The organism is Nonomuraea solani, from assembly GCF_900108335.1.
Taxonomy (GTDB): Bacteria; Actinomycetota; Actinomycetes; order Streptosporangiales; family Streptosporangiaceae; genus Nonomuraea; species Nonomuraea solani.
This window is the reverse complement of the sequence record NZ_FNVT01000035.1, coordinates 55617-76588: the sequence shown is the minus strand read 5'-3', so window position 1 is coordinate 76588 and position 20972 is coordinate 55617. Positions and strand designations below refer to the sequence as shown.

General features: G+C 71.8%; 16 protein-coding genes and 2 pseudogenes. 7 read left to right on the top strand and 11 right to left on the bottom strand.

Features of this window, described 5'->3' with window-relative positions; genetic code table 11:
- Positions 1–96 precede the first annotated feature (96 nt).
- Positions 97–540: an ATP-binding protein gene (locus tag C4V41_RS56550; protein WP_103964329.1), complete on the top strand. Its 444-nt coding sequence runs from the start codon at positions 97–99 to the stop codon at positions 538–540.
- On the opposite strand, the gene C4V41_RS56545 is transcribed toward C4V41_RS56550, so the two are convergent.
- Genes C4V41_RS56545 through C4V41_RS56535 form a run of 3 tightly spaced genes read right to left on the bottom strand, consistent with a single transcriptional unit; the run spans position 537 to position 3183 of the window.
- Positions 537–893, bottom strand: a complete 357-nt coding sequence (locus tag C4V41_RS56545) for a hypothetical protein (protein WP_103964328.1) — start codon at positions 891–893, stop codon at positions 537–539. The genes C4V41_RS56550 and C4V41_RS56545 overlap by 4 nt on opposite strands.
- A gap of 58 nt (positions 894–951) precedes the next feature.
- Entirely contained in the window at positions 952–1911 is a 960-nt protein-coding gene (locus tag C4V41_RS56540) for a Ppx/GppA phosphatase family protein (RefSeq protein ID WP_103964327.1), read from the bottom strand.
- A gap of 9 nt (positions 1912–1920) precedes the next feature.
- The gene (locus tag C4V41_RS56535) at positions 1921–3183 is read right to left on the bottom strand and encodes a cytochrome P450 family protein (protein WP_103964326.1); all 1263 of its coding nucleotides are present in this window, start codon (positions 3181–3183) and stop codon (positions 1921–1923) included.
- 137 nt (positions 3184–3320) lie between these two features.
- On the opposite strand from C4V41_RS56535, the gene C4V41_RS56530 reads away from it, so the two are divergent.
- Positions 3321–4136, top strand: coding sequence for a formylglycine-generating enzyme family protein (locus tag C4V41_RS56530; protein ID WP_200824959.1), 816 nt, complete (start codon positions 3321–3323; stop codon positions 4134–4136).
- 4 nt (positions 4137–4140) lie between these two features.
- Positions 4141–5280, top strand: a complete 1140-nt coding sequence (locus C4V41_RS56525) for a UDP-N-acetylglucosamine--N-acetylmuramyl-(pentapeptide) pyrophosphoryl-undecaprenol N-acetylglucosamine transferase (protein WP_103964324.1) — start codon at positions 4141–4143, stop codon at positions 5278–5280.
- A gap of 61 nt (positions 5281–5341) precedes the next feature.
- Here C4V41_RS56525 and C4V41_RS56520 read toward each other — a convergent pair whose 3' ends face one another.
- From C4V41_RS56520 to C4V41_RS62560, 6 genes are all read right to left on the bottom strand, one after another.
- Entirely contained in the window at positions 5342–6232 is an 891-nt protein-coding gene (locus C4V41_RS56520) for a hypothetical protein (RefSeq protein ID WP_235031021.1), read from the bottom strand.
- A gap of 21 nt (positions 6233–6253) precedes the next feature.
- Positions 6254–7162: a hypothetical protein gene (locus C4V41_RS56515; RefSeq protein ID WP_235031020.1), complete on the bottom strand. Its 909-nt coding sequence runs from the start codon at positions 7160–7162 to the stop codon at positions 6254–6256.
- Between the two features lie 89 nt (positions 7163–7251).
- Complete coding sequence (locus tag C4V41_RS56510) at positions 7252–8031, bottom strand: hypothetical protein (protein ID WP_235031019.1); 780 nt, start codon at positions 8029–8031, stop codon at positions 7252–7254.
- A 156-nt stretch (positions 8032–8187) separates the two neighbouring features.
- Positions 8188–10488, bottom strand: a complete 2301-nt coding sequence (locus tag C4V41_RS65710; protein ID WP_103964321.1) for an MMPL family transporter — start codon at positions 10486–10488, stop codon at positions 8188–8190.
- 499 nt (positions 10489–10987) lie between these two features.
- Positions 10988–11638 carry a response regulator transcription factor gene (locus tag C4V41_RS56495; RefSeq protein ID WP_103964349.1) on the bottom strand — a complete coding sequence of 217 codons (651 nt, stop codon included), beginning with the start codon at positions 11636–11638 and terminating at the stop codon, positions 10988–10990.
- Entirely contained in the window at positions 11635–13200 is a 1566-nt protein-coding gene (locus tag C4V41_RS62560; RefSeq protein ID WP_160150759.1) for a sensor histidine kinase, read from the bottom strand. Before C4V41_RS62560 ends, C4V41_RS56495 begins: the two co-directional genes overlap by 4 nt.
- A gap of 176 nt (positions 13201–13376) precedes the next feature.
- Here C4V41_RS62560 and C4V41_RS66355 point away from each other — a divergent pair.
- The 4 genes and pseudogenes from C4V41_RS66355 to C4V41_RS56465 form a co-directional block, all read left to right on the top strand.
- A pseudogene (locus C4V41_RS66355) lies at positions 13377–13610 on the top strand (ATP-binding cassette domain-containing protein); the annotation flags it as partial.
- A gap of 139 nt (positions 13611–13749) precedes the next feature.
- Positions 13750–14201: pseudogene (locus C4V41_RS56475) on the top strand (response regulator).
- 181 nt (positions 14202–14382) lie between these two features.
- Positions 14383–15039: a response regulator transcription factor gene (locus C4V41_RS56470; protein ID WP_103964320.1), complete on the top strand. Its 657-nt coding sequence runs from the start codon at positions 14383–14385 to the stop codon at positions 15037–15039.
- Positions 15036–16205, top strand: coding sequence for a sensor histidine kinase (locus C4V41_RS56465; protein ID WP_103964319.1), 1170 nt, complete (start codon positions 15036–15038; stop codon positions 16203–16205). The genes C4V41_RS56470 and C4V41_RS56465 overlap by 4 nt, the downstream gene beginning before the upstream one ends.
- Here C4V41_RS56465 and C4V41_RS56460 read toward each other — a convergent pair.
- Both C4V41_RS56460 and C4V41_RS56455 read right to left on the bottom strand, forming a co-directional pair.
- The gene (locus tag C4V41_RS56460) at positions 16190–19009 is read right to left on the bottom strand and encodes an NACHT domain-containing protein (protein WP_103964318.1); all 2820 of its coding nucleotides are present in this window, start codon (positions 19007–19009) and stop codon (positions 16190–16192) included. The two genes, C4V41_RS56465 and C4V41_RS56460, sit on opposite strands and share 16 nt — an antisense overlap.
- A 93-nt stretch (positions 19010–19102) precedes the next feature.
- On the bottom strand, positions 19103–20968 hold the full coding sequence (locus C4V41_RS56455; protein ID WP_103964317.1) for a propionyl-CoA synthetase: 1866 nt from the start codon (positions 20966–20968) through the stop codon (positions 19103–19105).
- Positions 20969–20972 lie beyond the last annotated feature (4 nt).

Below are 20972 nucleotides of genomic sequence, written 5' to 3'. Positions count from 1 at the left end.
TCGGTCAGCCGTTTCCGAATCGGACTCCGAAATGGACGATTGGGACACGCTATCGAGGGCAGGAGCCTGCAACGCATCCAACCGGGAGGAGAAGCAGTGGAGGCTTCGATAGCGCTCCGGCTGCCCAGGGATGCGGCGAGCGTCCCATTGATCAGGCAGATGCTGGATGGCACGCTGCGGTCGCTCGGCGTAGAACCGGGGGTACGTGACGATATCGAGCTCATGCTCACCGAGGCCTGCTCCAACGTGATCAGGCACGCGGCACCGAGCGACGACTACACGGTCAGCGCGGTCATCCACGATCACATGTGCCTCATCAAGGTGGTCGACATGGGTGGCGGTTTCGATCCGGGCGTGGTGTTGGAGGCCGGCCCCGCGCCGGAGAGCTCCGAGCACGGGCGCGGACTGCAGATCATGCGGGCGCTCGCCGACGACGTCCGGTTCACCAACGTACGCGAGAACGGGGCCGTGGTCTGCCTCGAAAAACGCCTGCGGTACGCACCGGGCGCCGCCGGTCAGCACCTCATGCACACCACCTAGATCCCGCTCTGGCGCTCCATCGGCCGGTGCCGGTGGAGCCGGGACCCGCGGTGGTCCCTGTTCTGGTCCCTGTTTTTGGGTCGTGCGCCGCCGAGCGGGAACCGGCGGCGCACACGGGGCGCGACCCCGCTCAGCTCCGCCCGGAGCCGCTCGGGGACGCCCTCGCCGCTGAGTTTGAGCTCCAGCCGGGCCCCGCGCCGCGTCAGGCGCCTCCAGAGCGCGCGCCAGTGGACCAGGGTCCCGGCCAGTGCCAGCAGGGTGATCATGGCGATCACCGAGATGAGGAGCACGGCCAAGACGATGAGGATGAGGACGACCACCAGAGAACCGATCGCGCCGAGCACTGCCACCATTCGGCGGAAAGTGCCCGCGCACCAGGACTTTATGCCAAATCTTTTGGATATATCGAAGTTATTCTGATCCTCCGTTGAGCTGGTCGAGCCGTCCGGGCATGATGTCGAGCCGCCGCAGTATCACTCCCTCGCGCAGCGCCCACGGGCACACCTCCAGCCGGTCCACCTCGAACAGGTCCATGGCCGCGTCGGCGACCACCGCTCCGGCCGCCAGTTGCGCCGCCCGGCCCTCGGAGACGCCCGAGAGCTGCGCCCGCTCGGCGGAGCCCATGGTGGTGAGCTTGACCGCCCAGTCGGCCATGTCCTGGCGTGACAGGGCGCGGGAGACGTACGGGCCGTCGCTGGAGGGGGCCGCCCCGGCGATCCTGGCCAGTTGCTTGAAGGTCTTGGACGTGGCGACCGCGCGGTCGGACTCGCCGAACCTGACGACGCCGCCGACCGTGCGGGCGATCTCGGTGCGTACGTGCTTGCGCAGCTTGCGCACCTCGTCCGCGGTCGGCGGGTCGCTGAGGAACCAGTCGCGCGTCAGCCGGCCCGCGCCCAGCGGCAGCGAGACGGCGACGTCGGGCTCCTCGTCCACCCCCGCGGCGATCTCCAGCGAGCCGCCCCCGATGTCGAAGGCCAGCAGCCGCCCGGACGACCAGCCGAACCACCGGCGCACGGCCAGGAACGTCAGCCGGGCCTCGTCGCGCCCCGACAGCACGTCGATGTGCACGCCGCAGCGCTCGTCGACCTCCGCCAGCACCTGCTCACCGTTGGCGGCCTCGCGCACGGCCGAGGTGGCGAAGGCCAGCAGCTCCTCCACGCCCTTGTCCTCGGCCAGGCGCACGGCCTCCTCGACGAAGTTGCCGAGCCGCTCGATGCCCTGTTTGCCCAGCCGCTGGTCCTTGTCGAGGTGTTCCGTCAGGCGCAGATCGACCTTGTGGGAGTAGGCGGGTATGGGCCGGGCGCCACGGTGGGCGTCGACGACGAGTAAATGGACGGTGTTCGAGCCGATGTCCAGCACGCCGAGTCGCATGGTAAAACGCTACCGTTCAGTGGCTTTTACGGCGAAACGGAGTCGGAAGTGGTCAAAGGTCCCCGGCACCGGATCCGCCAACCTGACGGAGGCCCTGACTGAGCGCTCACGCAGGAAGGCCCCCAGGATGGCGGCCCCCGTGCGCAGCACCAGCTCCTCCCCCGCGCAGCGGGCGAACCCGGCGCTGAAGGGCACGCCCGCCCACTCCTCGCCGCCCCCGAGCCACAGTCCGGGCCGGTAGGAGCCGCCCGGCTCGGCCCTGTTGACGTAGGGGCTGTAGATGATCACGGTGGTGTCCTCGGGGAGGTCCCAGTCGGTGGGTCCCGTGGCCTCGCGCAGGATGGCGAGCGTGGTCGGCCAGAGCCGGACCGACTCCAGCACGGCGGCCCGCAGGGGGCCGGGTTCGAGGGGCGCCGGGTGGGCGGCCAGCAGGGCGAGGGCCCGGTAGGTGGCGATCGCGGCCGCGTCGTAGGCGAACAGCCAGTGCGGCACCTGGCCCTCGGCGTACACGTCGGCGGAGGCGGGGGTACGGGCGAGCGCGGCGGCCAGGCTGCCGGGCTCGGCCCGCGCCAGATGGCCGGCCAGCCGGCGCCGGAAGGCGTTGCGCACGTCGGTGCGCTGGCCGCGCAGGTAGAACCAGTTGGCGTCGCGGCGCAGGCGGTCGAGCTGCCGGGTGAGCGTGACGTCGTCGCGGGCGGCGTCGCCGAGCACGACGCGGCGGACGATCCGCCAGTGCGCCGCGTGGAAGAGCGGCCAGGTCAGGACCCCGTCGCGGGGCAGCGTGGCGACCTCCTCCGCGACGATCCGCTCGACGTTCGCGCCGGGCTCCGGACACAGGACCCCCTCGTTGAGCGCGCCGGGCTCCGGACACAGGACCCGCTCGTTGAGCGCGCGCCGCCGCTCGCGCAGCTCCCGGTCCGGGGTGATCAGCACGGCGTCGGGCTCGAAGTGGGCGAGCGCGCCGCGCTTCTCCCTGGTCGCCGGGGTGAACGTCCGGTCCTCCAGCACCGCGCGCACGTCCCGCGAGGACAGCGGCAGCATCGCCCAGCGGCGGCCGGTGACCGGGACCAGCAGCGGGCCGTCGCCGTGCTGGTCGCGCAGCCGGGTCAGGAGCGCGATCGCGCGGTCCTCGGCGCCGGCCAGGCCCGCCAGGCGGGTCATGAGCGGGCGGCGGATGATCACGCCCTCCGCCAGGGCCGGCAGCACCAGCGTGGTGGCCAGTGCGAGTGTCTGGGCCGCCGTGACCTGGGGTGGCCGCGTGATCGTGGGCATGTTTCAGGGACTACCCTTCCATGGTGTCGTGAACACGTTTGGGGGGATCCTTGAGCGCTTGCTGTGGTCCGGGCCGGGAGCCCGCCGGAGGGGCCGTTCCGGTCGTTCAGACCGTACGGCGGGTGGCGCCGCGCGGGATGGTGCGCATTCCCGGGGGGACGTTCCTCATGGGCGGGGACGATCCGGACGGGCGGCCGGAGGACGGCGAGGGGCCGGTGCGGGAGGTGCGGCTGGAGCCGTTCCTGATCGATCCGGCGTGCGTGACGAACGCGCAGTTCGCCACGTTCGTCAAGGAGAGCGGCTACGAGACCGAGGCCGAGCGGATCGGCTGGTCGTTCGTCTTCCACCCGTTCGCCACGCGCGGGGTGATGGACGCCTCCGTGCCGGGCGCGTCCTGGTGGGCGGGGGTCGAGGGGGCCACGTGGCGCTCCCCCGAGGGGCCCGGCTCGTCGGTGGGCGAGCGGCAGAACCATCCCGTGGTGCACGTGTCCTGGAACGACGCGGCCGCGTACGCGGCGTGGGCGGGCAAGCGGCTGCCCACCGAGGCCGAGTGGGAGATGGCGGCGCGCGGCGGGCTGGAGCGGGCGCGCTATCCGTGGGGCGACGAGCTGGCGCCGAAGGGGCGGCAGCGCTGCAACATCTGGCAGGGCCACTTCCCGACGGCGCCGAGCAAGGGGACGATGCCGGTCAAGTCGTTCCAGCCCAACGGCTACGGGCTCTACAACGTCGCGGGCAACGTGTGGGAGTGGACCGCCGACTGGTGGGGCACGGAGTGGCAGCCGTACGCCGACAACCCCATGGGGCCGGCGGAGGGCACGGGGAAGGTCATTCGCGGGGGCTCGTACATGTGCCACGATTCCTACTGCAACCGCTACCGGGTGGCGGCGCGCACCTCGAACACGCCGGACTCCGCGACCGGGCACACCGGGTTCCGCTGCGCGGCAATACTCTGATCGCATGTCACGAACCCTGCGACTGTTGATCACCGGCGGCGGCACCGGTGGTCACACGTATCCGGCCCTGACGACCCTGTCGGCCGTTCAGCGACGTCAGGTGCCGCACGACGTGCTCTGGGTGGGCACGGCCAGCGGCCTGGAGGCGCGGATCACGTCCGAGAACGGCATTCCGTTCAAGGCGATCACCACGGGAAAGCTGCGCCGCCGCCCCAACCTCAAAGAGCTGGGCACCAACATCGCCGACGTGTTCCGCATCCCCATCGGGGTCTTCCAGGCGGTCGGGCACGCGGCCCGCTACCTGCCCGACGTGGTGCTCTCGACGGGAGGCTACGTGGCGGTGCCCATCGGGGTGGCCGCCAAGCTGATCCGCCGGCCGCTGGTCATGCACGAGCAGACGACCGTGGTGGGCCTGGCCAACCGCATCCTGGCCAGGCTGGCGACCAGGATCGCGCTGTCGCACGAGTCGTCGCTCGACTACCTGCCCGCCTCGGCCAGGGCGAAGGCCGTGGTGACGGGCAACCCGATCCGGCCGGAGCTGCTGCAGGGCAACCGGGCGGCGGCCTACGACCTGTTCGGGCTGACGTTCGAGGTGCCGCTGATCTACGTGACGGGGGGTGCGCAGGGCAGCAAGCAGATCAACACGCTGATCGCGGAGATCCTGCCCCGGCTGCTGCCGCACGCCCAGATCGTGCACCAGTGCGGGCCCGCCTGGATCGACCAGATGCGGGCCGTCCCGCTGCCGCCCGATCTGGGCGATCGTTACCATCCGGTGCCGTACGTGGGCGGTGAGCTGGCCGACCTGTTCGCGGCGGCCGACGTGGTGATCTCACGCAGCGGGGCCGGCACGGTCTCGGAGCTGACGGCCATCGGCAAGCCCTCGGTGCTGATCCCGCTGATCCCGACCGGCGGGGACGAGCAGCGCAAGAACGCCGGCTACCTGGCGTCGGCGGGCGCGGGCCGGGCGCTGCTCGAACCGCATCCGACGGGCGACCAGTTGCTGGCCGAGCTGATGCCGCTGCTGGCCGATCCGGGGCTGCGGCAGGCGATGGGGCAGGAGGCGGGCAAGCTGGGCCGGGTGGACGCGGCCGACGCGCTGTGCGACGTGCTGCTGGACGCGGCGTCACACGGCTCCAGACCGTAGCCGCGCCTTTTTGAGGGGCCCTGGGCTTCTTCCGGGAGGCTCAGGGCTTCTTCGGGGAGGCTCAGGGTTCCAGGTGGCCGAACGCCTCGTGGGCGGAGCTCACGCTCCGCCTCAGCGCCTGCTCCAGCCGGTCGGCGTCCACGGCCAGCCGTTCCAGCTCCGGTACGGCGAACGTGTCCGCCCCCGTCTCCGCCACCAGCTCCTCGTACTGGTGCAGCCGCCCGCGCAACTCCTCGATCTGCCGGTGGGCCACGAAGGCGCGCTCGGCGTCGGTGACGTTGACCGCGTACCGTTCCAGGGCCTCCACGCGCGCCAGCACGGCCTCCTCGCTGCTGTCCAGCGCCCGGGCGAGCGGGGCGGCCACGGCCTCCACCTCGGGCGTGAGCCCCTGCGAGACGGTCTCCCTGTGCTTGGTCCGCAGAGCGGACAGCTTGGCCAGCAGGCGGGCGATCTCCCACTCCTGGGCGGGCAGCATGACGCCGTTCCTGACGTCGTCCAGCAGGCCCTCGGCGTTGACCCGGGAGGTGGTCACGGTGGCGATGGCGCGCTGGGCGCGTGCGAGGAGCCTGGCGGAGGCCTCGTCGAGGTCTTCCGTGAGCACGTAGCGGCCCTCGTACCAACGTAGTTGCTCGTAAGCCACCCGCTCGTCCTCGTCGTCATCGTCCTCGTCCTCGGGCAGGTCGTTGCGGACGAATAACACGATCATCAGGGGAATGCCGATTGCGACGAGCATCAGCAGGCCCAGGCCGCGGGCCACGCCCCCGATGCCCAGCATCACGCCGAAGAAGGCGACAGTGCCGAACGCCGCGATCATTCGGTGGCGCGAGCTGGAGATGGCCCGGCGCGGCTCGGGGGCCCAGCCGTGCCGCATCTTGAGCAGCACCTGCCGGCTGTCCCTGAGCAGTTGGGCGTCCTCCGGCGGCACCCCGGGGTCTACCACCACATCCACCACGAAACCGGATCCTAGGCGAAATCAATCATTAAGGTGGCGAAACGCTTCGTGCGCCGAGCTGACGCTGTCGCGCAGCGCCTGTTCGAGAAGGTCGGCGTCGTCGGTCAGCCGGCTCAGCTCCGGCACCGCGGAGCCGTCCGCGCCCGACTCGGCCAGGAGTTCCTCGTATCGGGGCAGCCGGGCGCTGAGGCGTTCGATCTGGTGCCTGGCGCGGTAGGCGCGCTCGGCGTCGGTCACGTGGCCCGCGTACCGTTCCAGTGCCTCCACGCGCGCCAGCACGGCCCGCTCGCTGCTGTCGAGCGCCCGGGCGAGCGGCTCGGCCACGGCGGCCACCTCGGGGGTGACGCCCTCGGAGACGACCTCCTGGTGCTCGGCGCGCAGCTCCGACAGCTTGGCCAGCAGGCGGGCGATCTCCCACTCCTGGGCGGGCAGCATGACGCCGTTCCTGACGTCGTCGAGGAGCCCTTGGGCGTTCACGCTGGAGTCCATGACCTGGTCGATGGCCGTCTGGGCGCGGGTCATGAGCGTTCTGGCGGGATCGTCGAGGCGTTCGCGCAGGACGTAATGGCCCTCGTGGCGGCGCGCGCTGTCGTAGACCTCGCGCTCCAGGGCGTGGCGGCGCTCGACCTCGGCGTCGGGCCTGGGCCTGAGCAGGACGCTGACGATCAGCAGGGCCGCTCCCGTCATGATGACCACGAACGGGGTGTAGCGTTCGGCGACGAAGAGGGCCAGGCCGTACATGGCCGCCGCCACGGCCGTCACGGTGGCCGCCAGCCGGGCCAGGGTGCCCGCCAGGGGGCGGTGGCGCTTGTGCGCGGGCGCCCATCCCGCGTCGATGCGGACGAGGAGCTTGCGGTTGTCCCGGAGTAGCGCCGCGACGTCGCCGGGCACCGCCGGATCGACGATCACCTTCGCTTGACGTCCGGGCACGTTATTGATCCTATGTGCCTATCTGTCCGACTGTCAGGGCCTGGCGCAAGCCTCGCAGCCAACTGACAGCTCGGCCGGCGTCGATGTTGTCAGCTCTCGAGGTAGCGGAACGCCTCATGGGCCGATCGAACGCTGCGCCGCAAGGTGCGTTCCAGGACGTCGGCGTCCTCGGCCAGGCGCTCGATCTCGGGCACGGCCAGCTTGTCCGCACCCGACTCGGCCAGCAGTTCCTCGTATCGCGGGAGGCGGGCGCGCAGCTCCTCGATCTGGCCGCGGGCGTGGTAGGCGCGCTCGGCCTCGGCGACGTGGCCGGCGTAACGTTCCAGCGCCTCGACGCGGGCGACCACGGCCGCCTCGCTGTTGGCCAGGGCCCGTTCGAGCGGCTCGATCACCGAGGCCACCTCCGGCGCGATGCCCCTGCCCAGCAGCTCCCTGTGCTCCAGGCGCAGGGCCGACAGCTTGGCCAGCAGCCGGGCGATCTCCCACTCCTGCGCGGGCAGCATCACGGCGTTGCGCGCGTCGTCGAGCAGGCCCTCGGCGTTGACGTGGGAGCGCAGCACCGAGCCGATGGCGCGCTGCGCCCTCAGCAGGACGTGCCTGGCGTCCTGGTCGAAGTCCTCGGGGAGGAGGAAGCGGCCGTCGTACCAGCGGGCCTGCTCGTACACGCCGCGCTCGTTCGGGCGGTCGTTGTCGGGCACTTCGCTGATGGAGGCGATCTTGACCAGGACGATGAAAACGTACGTCCCCAGAAGCGCGAACCCGGCCGGCGCGAGCGGCCCGGCCAGCAGGACGGCCATCAGCGCGACGACGACCGGGGTGGCGGCCAGCAGCAGCGCGCTGGAGGGGCTGCGGCGGCGCGACGGGGACACGGCGGCAGGGGGCACCCATCCGGCTCGGACCCTGGACAGTAAGGGGGCATTGGCACGCAACAGTCCGGCGATCTCCGGTGGCACACCCGGCTCGACGACCACACCCACGTTCTGTCCTGGCACCCTGGCGCCCCCAACGCTCGTGATGTGTGGATATTACGTAACATTCCGGCGGAGTGTCAGCCTCCTAAAGGTCAGGGAGGGGAACCACCAGTTGCGCGCGCCGAGTATTTCCATGGTCGCGGGTACCAGGACCAGGCGTACCACTGTGGCGTCCACCAGCACCGCGACCGCCAATCCCACGCCCATGATCCGCAGCGCGCGATCGTCGAAGGCGCCGAACGCGGCGAAGACACAGAACATGATCGTGGCCGCCGCGGTGATGACCCGGGCCGTCGCGGCGAGCCCGCCGGCGACCGCCCGGCTGTTGTCGCGGTGCTTCAGGTACTCCTCCCGGATCCGGGACAGCAGGAACACCTCATAGTCCATCGACAGGCCGAACATGATCGTGAACAGCATCATCGGCACCCACGCGTCGATGGGGCCGGCCGTACCCTGCCCGAGCACGTCGAACTGGAAGACGGCCACGATGACGCCATAGGCGGCGCCGATGGACAGCAGGTTCACGGCGATCGCCTTCAGGGGCAGGACCAGGCTTCTGAAGACGGGTACGAGCAGCGCGAACGCGGCCAGCAGCACGGCGCCCACCACCCAGGGGAGGCGGCCGGCGGAGTGGCGGGCGTAGTCGAGCGCGGCGGCGGTGGAGCCGGTGACGAGGACGGGGGCGGGGAGGGTGGCGCGCAGGCGGTGAATGAGCTCCTCGGTGCGCTCGTCCTGGGGGCCGGTGGTGGGGACCACCACCGCGGAACGCTCACCAACCGGAAAGGCCTGTGCGACCCCGGGCGTCGCGGCCACCTCATCGAGGTACGCCCCCGCGCCGCTCCCCTCTGTACGGCCCGGCGTGTCGCGGATCGCCAGGATCAAAGGTCCCGCCATCCCCGGACCGAACCCCTGGGCGAGCAGGTCATGGGCGCGACGGGTGGTGTCGGTGGCCGGGCGGTTGGACGCGTCGGACCAGCCGACGCGCAGCTGCGTGGCAGGCACGGCCATCGCGACGAGCGCCACCAGCGCCGCCGCCCCGGTCACCCACGGCCGCCGCTGCACAACCCGGCTCCACCGGTACGCCAGGGGCTGCCGCCGGGCGCTTCCGTCCGGCCCACTACCGATCCGTGCGCCGATCGTCCGCAGGAGCGCGGGGAGGAGGGTGAGGGAGGCGAGCATCACCATGAGCACGCCACAGCCCGCCGCCAGGGCGACACCACCTCCGAGAGATGGGCCGAGGAACAGGATCCCGGAACCGGTGACGACCACGATCAGCCCGGCGAACAGCACAGACCTACCGGCGGTCCGCATCGCCTCCATCACGGCCTCTTCCACGACCTCTTCCACTGTCTCTTCCACGGCACCTCCTGCGGCCCCTCCCGCCGCCTCTGCCACGGTCCTCTCCGCACCGGTCTCCCCAGCGCCCGCCTTCCCGGCAAGTGGCCCTTCGCCGGCCGCCAGAGCCGCACTCGTCACCACCGCATCCGTCACCACCGAATCCGTCACAGCGGCATCCGCTGAGGCGGCGTCCGCCGTAGCCGCCTCAGCCACGGCACCATCCGTCCGAGCGACATCCGTCTCAGCCTTGTCCCCCGGGTCGGCGTGGGTCCCAGCGGCGTTTTCCGGGGCAGCGTGCGTCCCAGCAGCATTCCCCAGGGCGGTGCGGAAGCGGGTGACGATCAGCAGGGCGTAGTCGATGCCGACACCCAGGCCCAGCATGATCGTCAGGTAGACGGCGAAGCTCGGCGCGCTGACGATGTTGCTGAGCACTGTGAGCAGGGCGACACCACAGGTCACCCCGATCACACCGATCAACAACGGGACGGCGGCGGCCATCAGGGACCGGAACGCGATCAGCAGCACCACGGCGGCGGCGACCAATCCGATGCCCTCGGTGAGCCCTCCAGGGGTGAAGTCGGCGAAGTCGTCCCCGGCCAGCTCGACGGTCACGCCCTGAGCCTGGAACTCGTCGCGGAACTCCGTGAGCCGGAGCGCGGCGTCCTCACCGGGATAGTCGATCGGGATGGAGACAATGGTCCCGTCCTGGGACACGCGCTGGCCGGCGGTGGACACGTGGACGCCGGGAACGGTGTTCATGCGGGTCACCAGACCGGTGACCGCCTCCCGTACCGGGGCGGCCTCCACACCGGACGGGGCGGAGACGACCAGCGCGCCCGGCGGCTCCTCGGCGGCCTCCCCCAGCAGTTCGGCCGCCTGCCGGCTCTCGGAGCCCGGCAAGGTGAAGTCGTCGTCGGAGGGACCCGGCCAGGTGCTGGCGGCCGCGATGAGAGCGGCGGTCAACGCCAGCCAGAACAACACCACGAGCCGTCGATGACGGATGCAGAAACGAATCATGCGGCGACGCTAGAAACGGCGGCCACCCACGGTCGTCCACCACCCGCAGACGACGAACTACCCCCGTCGCAGTACCACCCCGCTCACAGACAACCGGCCCCACCCACCATCGGACGTAGGACCGCTGAACCCTCGACCACCGGGCCCAGTACCGGGCGTACGACCACCGGGCCCACCACCGCCGGGCGTAGGACCACCGGGCCCGCCAGGCATACGACCATCGGACGTACGACCACCGGGCCCACCACCGCCAGGCGCAGGACCATCGGCCGTGCGACCGCTGGTCCCTCGACCACCAGGCCCATCACCGGACGCACGACCCTCGGACGTACGACCACCGGGCCCATCAGCGCTGGGCGTAGGACCACCGGGTGCGCCACCGCCGGGCGTTGGACCACCGAGCCCATGGCCATCGAGCCCATGGCCAGCCATCGGGCCCTTGGCCATCGGGTGGTGGGACGGGTTGACCTGGATGGGGCAGGTGGTGCTGGGGCCTGGGTTAGGTCGAGTGGCCTGGGCGGGTTAGGCCGGTTTCATAGGCGAGGACGACGAGTTGGGCTCGGTCGTGGACTGAGAGTTTGGTCATCATGCGGTTGACGTGGGTCTTGACGGTGAGAGGGCTCATGAAGAGCTCTTCGGCGATCTGGACGTTCGTGAGGCCCCGGGCGACTCTGGTCAGGACCTCGCGTTCCCGGGCGGTCAGTGGGGCCAGGCGGGTCGTGTCCAGGGTGGCCGGTCTGGAGGTGAACTCCTCGATAAGCCTTCTGGTGACCGTGGGTGAGAGCAGGGCGTCGCCTCGGGAGGCCACCCGGACGGCGTGCCGGATCTCGGCCGGTTCCGCGTCCTTGACGAGGAAGCCGCTGGCGCCGGAGCGGAGGGCCTCGTAGACGTACTCGTCCAGGTCGAAGGTGGTGACGACGACCACGCGTACGCCGGTGGCGGTCAGGGTGCGGGTGGCGGCGAGGCCGTCCAGTTCCGGCATGCGGATGTCCATCAGGACCACGCCGGGCTGGAGTCGCCGGGCCAGCCGGATCGCCTCGGCTCCGTCCGCCGCCTCGCCGACCACCGTCATGTCGGCCTCGGTGTCGAGTAGCGCTCGGAGGCCCGCTCTGACGAGGGGCTGGTCGTCGGCGAGCAGGACGGTGATCACGTGGGCAACCTGGCGGTGACGCGGAAGCCGCCGGTGGGGGTGTTTCCGATGGTCAGGTGGCCGCCCACGGCGGCGACCCGCTCGGCCATGCCGATGAGCCCGTGCCCGCCGCGAGACACCTGGCCGTCGTCGCCATTGACTCCGCCTCGGTGTCGGGACCGAGGCTGGGACTGCGACTGGTGCTGGTGCTGGGACTGGGACTGCGACTGGGGCTGCGACCGAGGCTGGGACTGAGGCTGCGACTGGGGCTGGTACCCAGGCTGGAGCTGGAGTGGAGGTTGGCATTCGGGTTGGGGTGGGGGTTGGGACTGCGGTTGAGGTGGGGATTCCGGTTGGGCTTGGGGCCCGGGTTGGAATTGGGGCTGAGGTTGGGGGTGGTGCCGACGTTGGGATTGGGGTCGGTCTCCGTTCTCATCCCGGTGTCCGTCCACGGTTTCGCCACCGCCGTTGCCGTCGTCGTCCACGCGCACGGTCACCGCTCCCGGCTCGTACGTCAGCGTCACCGTCGCCATGGTGGCGTTCGCGTGGCGCATGGTGTTGGTCAGGGCCTCCTGTACGACACGGTAAACGGTCAGGTCCGTGGCGGGTGGGAGGGGACGGTGCTCGCCTTGCACGTCGAGGGTCACCGGCAGGCCCGTCGTGTTCAGCAGGCGAGGCAACCGCGCCGCTCCGGGTAGCGGGGCTCTCGGCTCCTGGTGCTCAGCGGGCGAGGGCCATGGGAACGGCGCCTCGTTCTCTGGGCCGGGGGATGGCGGCGGCGAATCTCCGCATGCAACGCCGGGCGGGGGTGTGGGGTCGGGGGCAGGTGATGCTGGCTTCTGGGCTGGGCCGGGTGATGCTTCGTCCGGGCGGAGGACGCCGAGTACGGCCTTCATCTCGGACAGGGCCTGGCGGCTGGAGGAGCGGATGATCTGGAGGGCGGCGGCGGCTTCAGGTGGGCCGCCGGCACGGGAGACGGCCTCGGCGGCGACGGCCGCGTGCAGGGCGATCACCGACACCGTGTGCGAGGTCACGTCGTGCAGTTCCCTGGCGACCCGCAGCCGCTCCTCCTGCGCGCGCCGCAGTGCCTCCTCCTCCCTCGTGCGCTCGGCCTCGGCCGCCCGCCGTTCCATTTCCTCCGTGTACGCCCTCCGCGTCCGCGACACCTCCGCCGGCTGCTCCACGACCAGGACGAGCAGGGCCCACACGACGGCGGCGATGGCCACGTCGGCCTCCGCCCGTGAGAGGGCGGCCACCCCGGGTACCGCCACCAGGAACACCGCCCCCGCCCATCCGGCCACCCGGCGGCCGGCGGCGATGGTCGAGAACAGGGCGATCAGGGCGGGCACCGCCCACAGGGAGAGCGCGTACCCGAGTGTGAACACGGCCGCCGCCGCCCCCGCGCACACGATCAGGGACAGTTCCGGGCGCCGTTGCCGCCAGGCCAGTCCCAGGGCCGTCGCGGCCAGCAGGGCGTATCCGAGGGGGTCGAGCGGGCGGGCGGTGGGCTGGTTGCCGTACGCCATGATGGTCGAGGAGAAGACGGCCACCGTCATGCCGCAAACCAGGGCGATCGTCCGCATGCTGGCACGGTAATGCGCCCGCTCCGCACCGCGCGATACCGCCGATGGGGTAGCCGGCATACCGCAACCGCCGCAAACGTGGGGGCTGCCGGGGTTCGGAGGCATGACGTTCGTCATGTGCGGGCGGCTGACGTACGGCACTACAGCGGACCCCCGCCCTCGATCAGGGTGTTCGCATGAGCAATGCGCTGGAACTCAAGGCCGTGACCAAGAGTTACGGCCGGATCGCCGCGCTCGGCGGCGTGGATCTGGACGTCGGTGAGGGCGAGACCGTGGCGGTGCTCGGACCCAACGGGGCGGGCAAGAGCACGCTGCTGTCCATCGCCCTCGGCCTGCTGACCCCCGATACGGGCGAGGCGCGGGTGTTCGGGCGGACGCCGGTGGGGGCGCTGCGGTCGGGCCGGGTGGGGGTGCTGCCGCAGGAGTCGGGGCTGCTGGAGGACGTGCGGGTGGCGGAGCTGGTGAAAGCGGTGGCGGGTCAGGTTCGCGCTGTGCGTGGTGGGCGACCCGGATCTGCTGATCCTCGACGAGCCGACGGTCGGGCTCGACGTGGAGGGCCGCCGCGCCCTCTGGCAGGACCTCGTCAGGGGCGGGCTGGCCGCGCTGCTCGGCCTGGAGGACGACAGCGAGGTGGTGGCCGAGGTCGGCCGGGGCGACGAGGTGGCCGCCGCCGTCGAGGAGCACTCCCCCGACGTGATCCGCTCGACATCGAGATGCCCGGCCTGTCCGGCCTGGAGGTGGCGGAGCGCTTGCCGGGACGGCGGGTGATCATCGTGACGACGTTCGGCAGGTCCGGCCACCTCAGCAGGGCCCTGGCGGCCGGCGTGGCCGGGTACGTGGTCAAGGACACCCCCGCCGCCGAGCTGGCCGCCGCCATCGCCCGGCGGCTGTTCCTGACGGAGGGCACCGTGCGCGACTACCTGTCGTCGGCCATCGGCAAGACGGGGGCCCGCCACCGCGCGGAGGCCGCCCGCGTGGCCGAGTCGCGCGGCCGGCTCTGACCGATCATTCCGCACGTCACCACGACTTCCCTTCTCCGCCGCGCTTCCGCGGGGGCCTCTCAAGGAAGGGTTCAGCACGCGCGGAAAACGAGGCTAGCCTGTAGCGCGGCGAAGAGTGGTTATGCCCGCGTTATGCCGGTCCGAGCAGACTGGACGGCATTTATTGATCTTTGGGGGCGCGGTGCGTGTACTGGTCGCGGAGGACGAGCGGATGCTCGCCGACTCGATCGCCGAGGGGCTGCGCGGTGAGGCGCTGGCCGTGGACGTCGCCTACGACGGGGACGCGGCGCTCCAGCGGCTCGGCGTGCACGAATACGACGTGCTGGTCCTCGACCGGGACCTGCCGATGGTGCACGGCGACGAGGTGTGCAAGACCGTCGTGGAGCACGGCTGGCCGGTGCGGGTGCTCATGCTGACCGCCGCCGGCGACGTACGCTCCCGGGTGGCCGGGCTGTCGCTGGGGGCCGACGACTACCTGCCCAAGCCGTTCGCGTTCGAGGAGCTGGTGGCCCGCGTGCACGCGCTCGGCCGGCGGGCCAGGAAGGCCGATCCGCCCATGCTGGAGCGCGCCGGGGTGCGGCTCGACTGGGCGCACCGGCAGGTGTTCCGCGACGGGCGCTACGTGCCGCTGGCCCGCAAGGAGTTCGGCCTGCTGGCCGAGCTGCTGCGGGCGCAGGGCGCGGTGGTCTCGGCCGAGACGCTCCTGGAGAAGGTATGGGACGAGCACATCGACCCGTTCACGAACACGGTACGGACGACGATGATGAAATTACGCAAGAAGCTCGGCGAACCCCAGGTCATCGAGACCGTGCCGGGATCGGGGTACCGCATCCCATGAGCATGCGCCCGCGCTTCGCCCTGGCCTGCGCCGGGGTCTTCTTCCTCCTGGCGGCGATGACCGTGACCGGGATCTACCTGTACGTGGAGTCGACCCTGAAATACCGGGCCGCCCTCTTCACCCCCGACCGCATCCAGACGAACCGGCCCGAATTCGGCTACGGCAGCTACGAGCGTCACCATCAGGAGTACGAGGTCGCCCGCGACTTCGCGCTCAAGACGCACATCGTCTACCAGAAGGACGTCCTCACCGTCGTCCGTAACGTCGGCGGCATCGCCGTGCTGGCCGGCACGGGTGTGGCGTTCGCCGCCGGCTGGCGGGTGTCGGGGATGGTGCTGCGCCCGCTCAAGCAGATCACCGAGACCGCCCGCCGGGTCTCCCTCAGCCACGACCTGACCGAGCGCATCGAGTACGAGGGCGCCAGGGAGGAGATCAAGGAGCTGGCCGACATCTACGACCGGATGTTGTCCCGGCTGGCCCGCTCGTACGACGGCCAGCGCCGGTTCGTCGCCAACGCCTCCCACGAGCTGCGCACCCCGCTCACCATCAACCGCACCCTGGTGGACGTGGCCGTGCGCCGCCCCGACGCCACCGACGACGTCAAGCGGCTCGGCGAGTCGCTGCTGCTGGTCAACACCCGCCACGAACGCCTCATCGACGGCCTGCTGGCGCTGGCCGAGGGCGAGCGGGCGGTGCTCGACCGGCGGCCTTTCGACCTGTCGGACGTGGCCGAGCACGTGCTCGACCAGGCGGCGGCCGAGGCGGCGGAGCGGCAGGTGAGCATGCACCGGCTGCTCGACTCGGCGCCGACGAGCGGGGAGGCGGTGCTGGTGGAGCGCCTGGTACAGAACCTGGTGGAGAACGCCGTCCGGCACAACCAGCCCAAGGGCGAGGTGTGGGTGACGACGCGGCGGCGTGCCGATCGGGTGGAGCTGGTCGTGGCCAACACGGGGCTGCAGGTGCCGTCGTACGAGATCGAGACGATCTTCGAGCCGTTCCGGCGGCTGCACGGGGACCGGCTGCGGTCGGAGCGGGGCAGCGGGCTGGGGCTGTCGATCGTGCGGGTGATCACCGAGGCGCACGGCGGCACGGTGACGGCCAGCCCGCGCGACGAGGGCGGACTGACGATCACCGTCGAGCTACCCGCCGATCAGTCCGTTCCCTGATGCCGGATCTCCCAGAGCGCCGACTCCGGGATGCCCGCCCTGACCAGTTGCTCCCAGGTGGCCATCCGGTCGGCGGGGTCGGCGAGCATGGCCTCCAGCATCGGCCGCAGCCGCGCCCGGTCGGCGCCCTCCTCGGCCCACATGGCGCCCAGCGCCCGGTGCATCGCCGGTGACCGCACGCCCGCCGTGCGCAGCAGCTCCTCCATGAGGGTGGCGCGCTCCCCGTACGGCAGCGCGTGCCCCTCCCCCAGCGAGCGCAGCAGCAGGTCCAGCAGCCGGCGGTGCCGCGGCGCGTGCCCGGTGGCGACCGCGACGACGACGTCGCCCATCCCGGCGGCGTCGGCGGCGTCCCCGAGCACGACGTCCTCCCTGCCGCCGTCCATCACCCGCCGCGCCGCCAGTGTGGTGACCAGCCCGTCCCAGCCCTCCTGCCCGAGCTGCCCCTTCCACAGGTGGCCGAGCGAGGACCACCGCTCCAGGGAGTCGGGCCCCGGCAGGATCGACGAGACGCTGACCGGCTGCTCCGAGGTGGCCACGATGAGCAGGGTGAGGTTCGCCGAGTAGGCGGCCAGGCGGCGGGTCACCGTGTGGCGTACCGGGCGGAAGCCGGTGAAATGGCGGCGCGGCCGTTCGTGCAGGGAGCGCCGCAGCAGGCCGGTCAGCAGGTCGACGCAGCGGGCGCGGACCGCGGCGGGCACCTCGGCCAGCAGCTCCAGGATGAAGCCGACCGTCGGGCCGCGCTCGGCCAGGCAGGAGTGGGAGGTGACCGCGTACAGCAGGTCGTCGTCCACGGCCTGGACGAGGGCGAGCGGCTCGTCGCCGGCCAGGCGGCGACGGCGGTCGAGGTCGCGCAGCGCGTACAGGGTCAGCCAGGCCACCAGGAACTCGCCGAACGTGGAGTGCAGGAACGCGTGGCCGTTCCTGCGGACGAAGAAGAACCGCTCGGTGGCCTTGCGCGCCCAGTCGACGCGTTCGTCCTCGTCGCCGGTGTCCTCCTCTCCGCCGTGGCACAGGGCGGGCAGGTCGCGGTGGAGCGCCTCGTCGGTGATGACCTGGGCGCCGCGGGCCAGCATGGACAGCGCCACCGCGCCGAGCAGCACCAGCTCCTGGTCGATGGCCACCCGGCGGGCGCCGCCGGTCTCGCGTTCGGTGTAGTCGCGCAGCAGGACCTCGTACAGGCGGGCGCGGGCGAGCGGGCCGTGCTCGCGCTGGAGCGCGTTGCCGCCGGCGTCGTAGAGGGCGAGCAGCAGCAGGAGCAGCGGCTGCCTGGCCATCTCGCCGTGGGCCAGCGCCGACTCGGCGGGCAGGGGTTTCAGGTCGCGCCTGGCGAGCAGGGCGTGGTTGGCCTGGTGCCAGATGTCGAGCCACTGGCGTACCTGGTCGTCGTCGAACGGCTGCAGCTCCAGGGCCAGCAGCCCGTCGGGGAGACGGATGCGGTCGGCGACGACCGTGCGGCTGGTCGCGATCACCGCGACGGGCCGCCCGAGCGCGGCCTGGCCGTCCTGGAACTCCTGTACGTGCTGGAGGTAGTCGTAGCGGCCGGCGCCCTGGACCAGCTCGTCGAGCCCGTCGAGGAGGATCACCGGCATCGCGCCGCCGCCGGCCGTCACGAGGTCGGCGTAGGCCACCTCCTCCTCCAGCATCTCCGCGAGGGCCTGCTCGATCTGCTCGGCGATCGCCGCCCGCGCCCGCACACAGCGCAGCTCCACCCGGATCGGCAGGAACTCCGACCTGCCCAGCCGCGCCGCGAGCACCTCGGTCAGCTTGGTCTTGCCCGAGCCGGGCTCGCCGAGCACGAGCAGGGGCGCCTGGGTGGCGCGCAGCGAGGTGAGGTGCCCGGCCAGGAACGCCTCGACGTCGGGCAGCGCCCGCTGCTCCTCCCACCAGCTCCGCAGCGCGGGCGTGGCCTCGCGGGTCAGCTCCGCCACCCGGCAGCGCGGGGTCAGATAGCCCTCGCCGAGCAGCGGGAGCGAGACGTCCTCCGGCAGCTTGCCGGCCAGCAGGAGCGGCTGGTCGAGGGCGTTGGCGGCCATCCGCGCCCGGTGGATCACGGGCCGGTCGCCGACCCGGGGCGGGGCCAGCTCGGCCAGCAGCCAGGCCACCCGCGACAGCGCCGTGGCGGGCTGCGGCCGCTCGGTGACCAGGCTGCGCACGCCGAACTCGTGGCTGTCGAGCGCCAGCGACCGGTAGTCCTCGTCGTAGATGCGCAGCGCGTGCGCGGGCGGGCCCTCGGCGAGCATGCGGGGCAGCAGGAGCCGGTCGTCGACGGGCAGCTCGTCCCAGACGGCCAGGCCGCCCACGTAGCCTGCCATGGCCTCGGACATGCGCAGGTAGGCACGTTCCACCGCCTGCCGGGTCTCGGCGTAGGGCAGGTGCGGCTCGGGGGTGGGCAGCCGTTCCAGCAGCAGCGCGGCCATCAGCCGGGAGAACCGCTCGGCCGTCGGCACGCCGTGGGAGATCCGGTCGCCGTGGTCGAGCTGCTCCAGCGTGAACGGCAGCTTCGTCTCCCCCAGGGCCTCGAAGTAGGCCGCGACGACGATGGCGGCGTGCGCGGCGGCCAGGCGCTGGGTGCGGGTGAACCGGTCGACGCCGCTCTTCAGCTCGGGCAGGCGGCGTACGACGTCTTCTCCGTAGGCGACGATGCCGTCGCGCATGTCGCGCAGGTTGGTGGTGAGCCGGCCGCCGCCGGCCACGGCCGAGCCCGTTTGGGAGACGGCCGAGGCGAAGCCGATCACCTTGGCGAGCCGGCCGTCCTTGCACCCGAGAATCCTCAGGGCGTCGGCGTAGCTCGGGGTATCGATCATGGCCTGCTCCCTGGACTGGGATGTCCCATCATGCGGTGTACGCCCCGATCGCGCAGGCCCGTTCGCCAGGACGACCCGAACGTAACCCGCCCGTCACGTTCCCTTCAGCGCCCGCGCGATCTCCGGCAGCGCCGCCGGGTCCTCGATCGTGGACGGCGTGTCGTAGGCGTTGCCGTCGGCGATGTCCCGCATCGTGGCGCGCAGGATCTTGCCCGAGCGCGTCTTCGGCAGGCGGGCGACCACGACGGCGCGGCGGAAGGCGGCGACGGGGCCTACGCGCTCGCGTACGAGGGCGGCCAGCTCCCGCTCCACCTCCCCGGGGTCGCGCTCGGCGCCCGCCTTGAGCACCACGAACCCCATCGGCAACTGGCCCTTCAGCTCGTCGGCCACGCCCACCACGGCGCACTCGGCCACGTCGGGGTGCGAGGCGATGACCTCCTCCATCGAGCCGGTCGAGAGCCGGTGACCGGCGACGTTGATCACGTCGTCGGTGCGGCCCATGACGTAGAGGTAGCCGTCGGCGTCGAGGTGGCCGCCGTCGCCCGTGAGGTAGTGGCCGGGGTAGCGGTCGAGGTAGGAGCGGTGGTAGCGGGCGTCGTCGCGGTAGAGGGTGGGCAGCGCGCCGGGCGGCAGCGGCAGCTTGACGGTGACGGCGCCGTCGACGCCGGGCGGGCAGTCCTCGCCGCCGGGGTCGAGAACGCGCACGTCCCAGCCGGGTACGGCCTTCGTCGGCGAGCCCGGCTTGACCGGCAGCGGCTCGATGCCGACGCAGTTGGCGGCGATCGGCCAGCCCGTCTCGGTCTGCCACCAGTGGTCGATGACGGGGATGCCGAGCAGGTCGGCGGCCCAGTGGTAGGTGTCGGGGTCGAGGCGTTCGCCGGCCAGGAACAGGTACCGCAGCCCGGACAGGTCCCAATTTTTCGCGAATTTTCCGGAAGGGTCCTCTTTTTTGATGGCACGGATCGCGGTCGGGGCGGTGAACAGGGTCCGTACGCCGTGCGTGGCCACCACCCGCCAGAACGCGCCGGGGTCGGGGGTGCCGACGGGCTTGCCCTCGTACAGGATGGTCGTGCAGCCCGCCAGCAGCGGGGCGTAGACGATGTAGGAGTGACCGACCACCCAGCCCACGTCGGAGGCGGCCCAGTAGACCTCGCCGGGGGCGGCGCCATAGACGTGGGACATGCTCCAGTGCAGCGCGACCGCGTGGCCGCCGTTGTCGCGCACGACGCCCTTGGGCGAGCCGGTGGTGCCGGAGGTGTAGAGGATGTAGAGCGGGTCGGTGGCGGCCACGCTCACGCACTCCGCCGGCTCGGCGCCGGCCACGGCCGGCGCCCAGTCGAGGTCGCGGCCGTCCACCAGCTCGGCCGCGCTCTGGGGCCGCTGGAGGATCACGCAGTGCGCGGGCCGGTGCTCCGCCTGTTCGAGCGCGGCGTCCAGCAGCGGCTTGTACGCCACCACGCGCGCCGGCTCGATCCCGCAGGACGCCGACAGCACGACCTTGGGCTTCGCGTGGTCGATCCGCAGGGCCAGCTCCCTGGCCGCGAAGCCGCCGAACACCACCGAGTGCACGGCGCCCAGGCGGGCGCAGGCCAGCATCGCGATCACCGCCTCCGGCACCATGGGCATGTAGATCACCACGGTGTCGCCGGCCGTCACGCCGAGCCCGCTCAGCATGCCCGCGGTCCTGGCCACCTCATCCAGCAGCTCCGCGTAGCTGAAGGTGCGGGTCGTGCCGGTGACCGGACTGTCGTAGATCAGTGCCGCCTGCTCGCCGCGACCGGCGGCGACGTGCCGGTCCAGCGCGTTGTAACAGGTGTTCAGCCGTCCGTCGGGGAACCACCGGCCGTCGCCGTACACGGTGGCCGGGGCCACGTCCCACTGGATTCCGAGCGCGGCCTCGCCCCAGAACTCCTCGGGCCGCTCAATGCTCTGCCGGTACGCCTCGTCATAACCGCCCACTTAT